General features: G+C 33.9%; 6 protein-coding genes. 3 read left to right on the top strand and 3 right to left on the bottom strand.

What is annotated here, in order from left to right; all coding sequences use genetic code 11:
- Positions 1 to 214 precede the first annotated feature (214 nt).
- Both F7731_RS26155 and F7731_RS26160 read left to right on the top strand, forming a co-directional pair.
- On the top strand, positions 215 to 580 hold the full coding sequence (locus F7731_RS26155; RefSeq protein WP_151537679.1) for a hypothetical protein: 366 nt from the start codon (positions 215 to 217) through the stop codon (positions 578 to 580).
- Between the two features lie 97 nt (positions 581 to 677).
- The gene (locus F7731_RS26160; protein WP_151537680.1) at positions 678 to 1,142 is read left to right on the top strand and encodes a hypothetical protein; all 465 of its coding nucleotides are present in this window, start codon (positions 678 to 680) and stop codon (positions 1,140 to 1,142) included.
- Between the two features lie 481 nt (positions 1,143 to 1,623).
- On the opposite strand, the gene F7731_RS26165 is transcribed toward F7731_RS26160, so the two are convergent.
- From F7731_RS26165 to F7731_RS26175, 3 genes are read right to left on the bottom strand one after another with little or no spacing between them, the layout of a single operon-like run.
- On the bottom strand, positions 1,624 to 2,334 hold the full coding sequence (locus tag F7731_RS26165; protein ID WP_151537681.1) for a DUF4386 domain-containing protein: 711 nt from the start codon (positions 2,332 to 2,334) through the stop codon (positions 1,624 to 1,626).
- Between the two features lie 45 nt (positions 2,335 to 2,379).
- Positions 2,380 to 2,604, bottom strand: coding sequence for a helix-turn-helix transcriptional regulator (locus tag F7731_RS26170; RefSeq protein ID WP_151537682.1), 225 nt, complete (start codon positions 2,602 to 2,604; stop codon positions 2,380 to 2,382).
- A gap of 2 nt (positions 2,605 to 2,606) precedes the next feature.
- Positions 2,607 to 3,053 (bottom strand): hypothetical protein, encoded by a 447-nt coding sequence (locus F7731_RS26175; RefSeq protein WP_151537683.1) that lies wholly within the window; start codon positions 3,051 to 3,053, stop codon positions 2,607 to 2,609.
- Positions 3,054 to 4,657: 1,604 nt separating this feature from the next.
- Between F7731_RS26175 and F7731_RS26180 the strand changes: the two genes are divergently transcribed.
- Positions 4,658 to 5,050 carry a hypothetical protein gene (locus tag F7731_RS26180; RefSeq protein ID WP_151537684.1) on the top strand — a complete coding sequence of 131 codons (393 nt, stop codon included), beginning with the start codon at positions 4,658 to 4,660 and terminating at the stop codon, positions 5,048 to 5,050.
- The last annotated feature ends 178 nt before the right edge of the window (positions 5,051 to 5,228 follow it).

Below are 5,228 nucleotides of genomic sequence, written 5' to 3' on the forward strand. Positions count from 1 at the left end.
AGAAGAACATCGGAAAGCCGTATGAGGGAAAACTTCACGTACGGTTTGATGAGGGGAAACTGAAAGTAAAAGAGATAGCGTAAGCTATCCCTATGAAATCAGTTTTCTACTCTACTAAAGGGGCAGGTTACTTAAAGAATTTAAAAAGTTTAGAAGGGAGAGATTTGTTATTATAAAAAATAATTTGCTATTACTATCACTGTTGGTTTTATTCTTGGGAGGATGTTCAAACAGTATTTTTGAAAATGATACTACAATTACAAGTATTGAGATTCTGAAATTTGCAAGCGCTTCACCAAGTCCTGAAGAATATAGCGAGCAAGAAGGGGAAGTTATTTCAGTCATTAAATCGAAAGAAGAAATTAAGCGAATTATTAATTCGATTGAAAGAGCAGAACAAAAAAGTACCGAAAGCATGAATATTGCATTGCCAAATCATTTAATTATATTTAAAGAAAACGAAAATGTAATTTTAACACTTGGTTATTACCCCAATATTAGTAATGAGAATGATGAATTCCTTGATTTAGACAAAGACAAAATTTATATAACCAACGCACTGAATTTAATTCAAAAATGATAAATATTATTACCATCTTGTTGAACTAACGGGGTCTTTAGTTAAATATGATTTGTTGTTAACATATAGAAGCCAGTTAAAAAAATGGGGTGTTATGATGATTCTTTTAAATGGGGTAAGTGGGTTTAATGGTCCTGATGGACAAATAGTAGATGGTAGCCAGTTTAAAAGATTATGTTATGCAACAGTTTTGAATTTAGGTGGAAGTATATTATCTTTTAAAGAGCCAGAGGTAGCACAACATTATTATTATACAGAGATAAAAATCTTTGGAGAGAATTTATATATTTTACTAAATGGACAATACCCTTTTATCGCATTTGCTTCATTTGTAATACCTGGTAATATCACATTTATTGATAATGATAAATTGTCTAAATGGTTTAGTCCAAATTATAGAATATTACATTCAAATGAATTAAACGAGCCATTAATGATTAGACAAGAAAAAGGAAAAATGATTATCGAAAATGAAAATGAACTGAATGACGCAGAACTAGCAAGCATTAAATATTGGCGTTCTAAACGAGTAGGAGATATTGTATTCAATTACTGGGATTAGTTAATATCTTCACTTAAACTACCATGAAAATAAACTTCTCTAACTTCGAAAAAAGGCAATACTAAAGAGATCCCTTATCCATCGTTAAAAAAAATGGAAAGAGCTACAATTCATTGAGCTATGGAATGGGTTGACTGGATTAAGGTCAGTATCAGTATTGGCGCTTCCTAATTATTTTCATACTTTGTGCTGCATGGATGGCTAACGGGGTGCTTTAGCACAATAACTAAGGTGTTTTTCTTGCAGCTTTTTCTCATTTTCCACTATTCAACAATCGGGCGCGATTGTGGAACAAAACAAGTAGAATATGATTAAACTTTTTTATAAGAACTATATTCAAATCTCCAAAAGAGTAATCCATTTTGATCAAACTATTTTTCAAAATGGATTATTTTAATTGCCTTAAAATACGGGTTCGAGCGGAGAATCTTCGAATGCATCCCATAAAAAATCAATATTCAAAATTCTAGAAATGCAGATTTCACTGCACTGTCTTTTTTGCATCCAGGGAATCTATTGCAGAACCGTTGAATCCTTTAACGATGAGCCATACTGCTAAAATCATTTCATTAGCTGCTACAGGTAGGGCCAATAGACCACCTAAAATAGAAATTTGTTCAATAACACCGAACATGACTAACAAGGCACAAATAAAAACACAAGTTGCCCCTGTCATACCCAAGATGGAGATAAACCTGGGCACGAGCTTGGATTTATAAAATAGATAACTGTACATCATCGTATTGATACCCAGCATGAAAAGTGGCCCAAGCAGAAAGGTCCAGTCATGTACTGCTTTTAATGAAATACCTGAAGCTTGAAAAGAGGTGCTATCCGGGGCTCCTGCTGTTACAAATTCCCGGCTTAAGGTCAACAGGGACAGAACACTGATTACACCAACCGTAATGATAACCGCTTCAAGAAATCTGAAGCAAACATGCCAAAGAGCAATCGTTTCATTATATTTTCGTAAAATTGGAAACATGGCCGTTGCCGTACCAACCACTGAAACGACAAGAATTAACTCCATAAGCGCTCCCAGTATCACTTGGTTGGCATGTTCGCTACCTTTAATCAGGTAATCGGGACCGTTTAGGATGGGATCGTATAAAGTTAGACCTATTATTGCCGTTACGGCTGCAAGTATAAATAGTACTCCCACAATTTTTGCCGCTTTTTTGTTTGAATTCATTTTATCTCCGCCTTTTAATAAATTCATAAACGTTAAAGCTATTTCTTAAACTTTGGTGTTGTCCCCATAAAAGAATACCTCTTCCAAAGGTAAGTTAAAAGCATAAGCAATTCGAAAAGCCAATTCTAAAGACGGGGAGTAGTTTCCCTTTTCGAGAGCCACAATCGTTTGTCTTGTTACTCCCGCCTTGTCAGCCAACTGCTGCTGGGTCATTTCATCATGGTTGAATCGTAATTTTCGAATATGATTGCCGACAAGATTTTTGCCCACTCTTACACTCCTCTCCGATAGTGATAAAATTTCGTAATGGAGCCGGTCACATCGGAAATGAATCCTGAAATGATCAGGATAATGAACATTACCTGTAACGGCTGATAAATGATCAGTGATCCCATTGCAATAAGAAAGCCGAGGATAAACACAAAAAAAGAATTTCGGAACGCTTTCAACTCAATCAATTTATCCAGTTCATCCGCAAATCTAGGTTCCTTTTCTCTCGTCGTAATTCTAAAAACAATGTTAAAAATAATGCTGATAATGATGTGCGCAACTATGGAAACTAGAGTTAAGATGAGGACGAAGGATCCCCAATAGCGAAAGGTTTCAATCGACTCCAGACCCTCTTCAGGATACTGAGGGTACATGTACAAGCAATAAGATACGAAAATAAGTATGGCGCTGATCAATGATACGATACTTTTCTTTTCTTGATAGGTCATGACTTACACCTCCTGTATGGTCGATTTTACATCTTGTAATGCATTGTATTCATAATGTAAGGGAAAGTATACAATAAGTTTTGTGAATTTTACATCAATTTATGAAAAATTTGTAAAAAAACAGGCTGATCCCCTATTAGGGAGTTTTCCGACCATCTGGTGACTCAACTTGTTAGCTGAGTTTTAACATACGAACAACGGCATAACCTGTTTTCTGAGCTGGAAATCATCAACAAAAAGCGGGTGATTTTCCTAAGTTTCCACTTTATCTTATATAGTAAAAAGGAAAAGAAAACCTGAATTGAAATATCGTTTAAGGAATTGTTAAGTGTCAAAAAGTTGTTCTGTTAAGGGGCCAGATTGTTGAATAAAACCTAGATATCTAGGTGAAAGTTTAGGCGAGTTTGTGAAACTTTGTACTTAAAGTAACGAGCAGGATAGTTTAATAAGCATTCACAAAAAACCAACCGTAAAAGAAGGTTAGAGTATTAATATTAAAATTGGTATTAATTTCATTTAATTGCTAAAGAGGCGACGTGTATGAAAAAAGTATTTATTTTTATGTATTGTATTGTGGTGCTTTTTGTAATGATTGTGAGTAGCAAGAGTGCTTCGTTGCTAACTTTATTGTTTATGCTCTTTTTCTTTCTTGGAGTTTTCTTTACTGCTCTGGTAGTTTTAATGTGGGTACGCTTTTCTCAGACGAAATCGTGAAGATTAATTGCAAAAGAAAACGGGTAGCTTTAGATGAACAGCGGGGTTGCGGCGGCGATCCTGTTTTTTATTGAGCTAACGGAGCAGTTTAGTTGAAGAGAGATTCAGGCTAAAATTACCTGATGTAATACATAAAAATAACAACTATTATTGATTAGAAAACAAAGTATAAAAATGGATGTGAAACACACATTATGGATTTGATTGATTTTGGTTTTTTAATAATAATAGGAGTTATTTATGTCACAACATCCAAAGAAATGAAATTAGCAATATTTGATTATTTATTAATGATTATACCTTTTTACTGTATTTATTATTTAATTGGTTTCTTGTTAAATATCCATAGAGATTTTCGTGACACTATCAGTATTATCGTGTGGTTATTAATGATAAATCGTTTCTTTAAGATAAGTTCAAAAATCAGAAAATATAAAGTCAAAAGAAAAATGAGTAGACGTTGCTGAACTAACGGGGCCAAGAGTTAAACAAGGTGTTGCTGCTGCGATCCTGTTTTTTTTGGAGCTAAAGGGGCAAGTTAGGTGACGATGAGAAAATATAAAAAAGGTCTTTTCCAAAGCTCTTAAAGGAGTAATATCAGGTAGACAATTAATTGTTTCAAGGGTGGGAGGATATTAAAAATATCTTATCAATTATCAGGAGGATTTATGGAGTGAAGAATTGGGTAATTCGAGTTCTAGTTATTATTGCAGGGTTACTTCTATGGGCTGTTTTGAGAATTCTATTTCATTATCCTTATTAAACTAAAGTGTGCAAGAGTTTAAGGTCTTGCTGCTAGCAACGGCAGCTATTCTTATTGCTCTAACAAGGCAGGGTAGGTAACAAGAGTGAGGGTTAATTCCTTATAAACGTAGAAGTGAGGGTACAATATGAAATACTTATTTACTGTATTCAAAGCCGTTTATACTCTGTTTTTAATTTTAACAATTGGGATGCTTGTTTTAGCGATAGATTTATTTGGTAGAGGTGGTACCATACCTTTTGCACGTTACTATAGTATTATTTATTTAGTTGTTCTGTTAATTACAATATTGACAATGATAATAAACGTTGTAATTGCTTTTTCTATTTTAATAAAAAAAGCGGGAATATTAAAAGTTGTAAAAAGAGTAGGTCTCTTTTTTATTATCGGAGTTGTCATTGCAATTATTGTGTCTTTAATAAAAAATAAAATTTTTTTTCTTTGGAATATTTATTTTTGCCTATCTCTTTCTCCTTTGCTTCAATTATCTTTAGCCATAAAGAAGCATAGAAGAATCTAATTCTTTATTTAGCATAATATACGAAGGTTGTGAAGGATTGTACTTAAACTATTGGGGGCTATTCTTCAAGAAGGAGAATAGCTCTTTCTTATTGAAGGCGTGCCCAGCAAGCCGTTAATTGCTAGTTGGTGAAAGTCCAACCTGAGTAAGTGCCAAGACGCTCAGTAACTGACAGGCA

This window comes from Cytobacillus depressus, assembly GCF_008923245.1.
GTDB classification, from domain to species: domain Bacteria; phylum Bacillota; class Bacilli; order Bacillales; family Cytobacillaceae; genus Cytobacillus; species Cytobacillus depressus.

Coding starts and splice junctions, on each gene's coding strand:
- F7731_RS26160 (WP_151537680.1), top strand. CDS start 678: ATGATTCTTTTAAATGGGGTAAGTGGGTTTAATGGTCCTGATGGACAA.
- F7731_RS26165 (WP_151537681.1), bottom strand. CDS start 2,334: ATGAATTCAAACAAAAAAGCGGCAAAAATTGTGGGAGTACTATTTATA.
- F7731_RS26175 (WP_151537683.1), bottom strand. CDS start 3,053: ATGACCTATCAAGAAAAGAAAAGTATCGTATCATTGATCAGCGCCATA.
- F7731_RS26180 (WP_151537684.1), top strand. CDS start 4,658: ATGAAATACTTATTTACTGTATTCAAAGCCGTTTATACTCTGTTTTTA.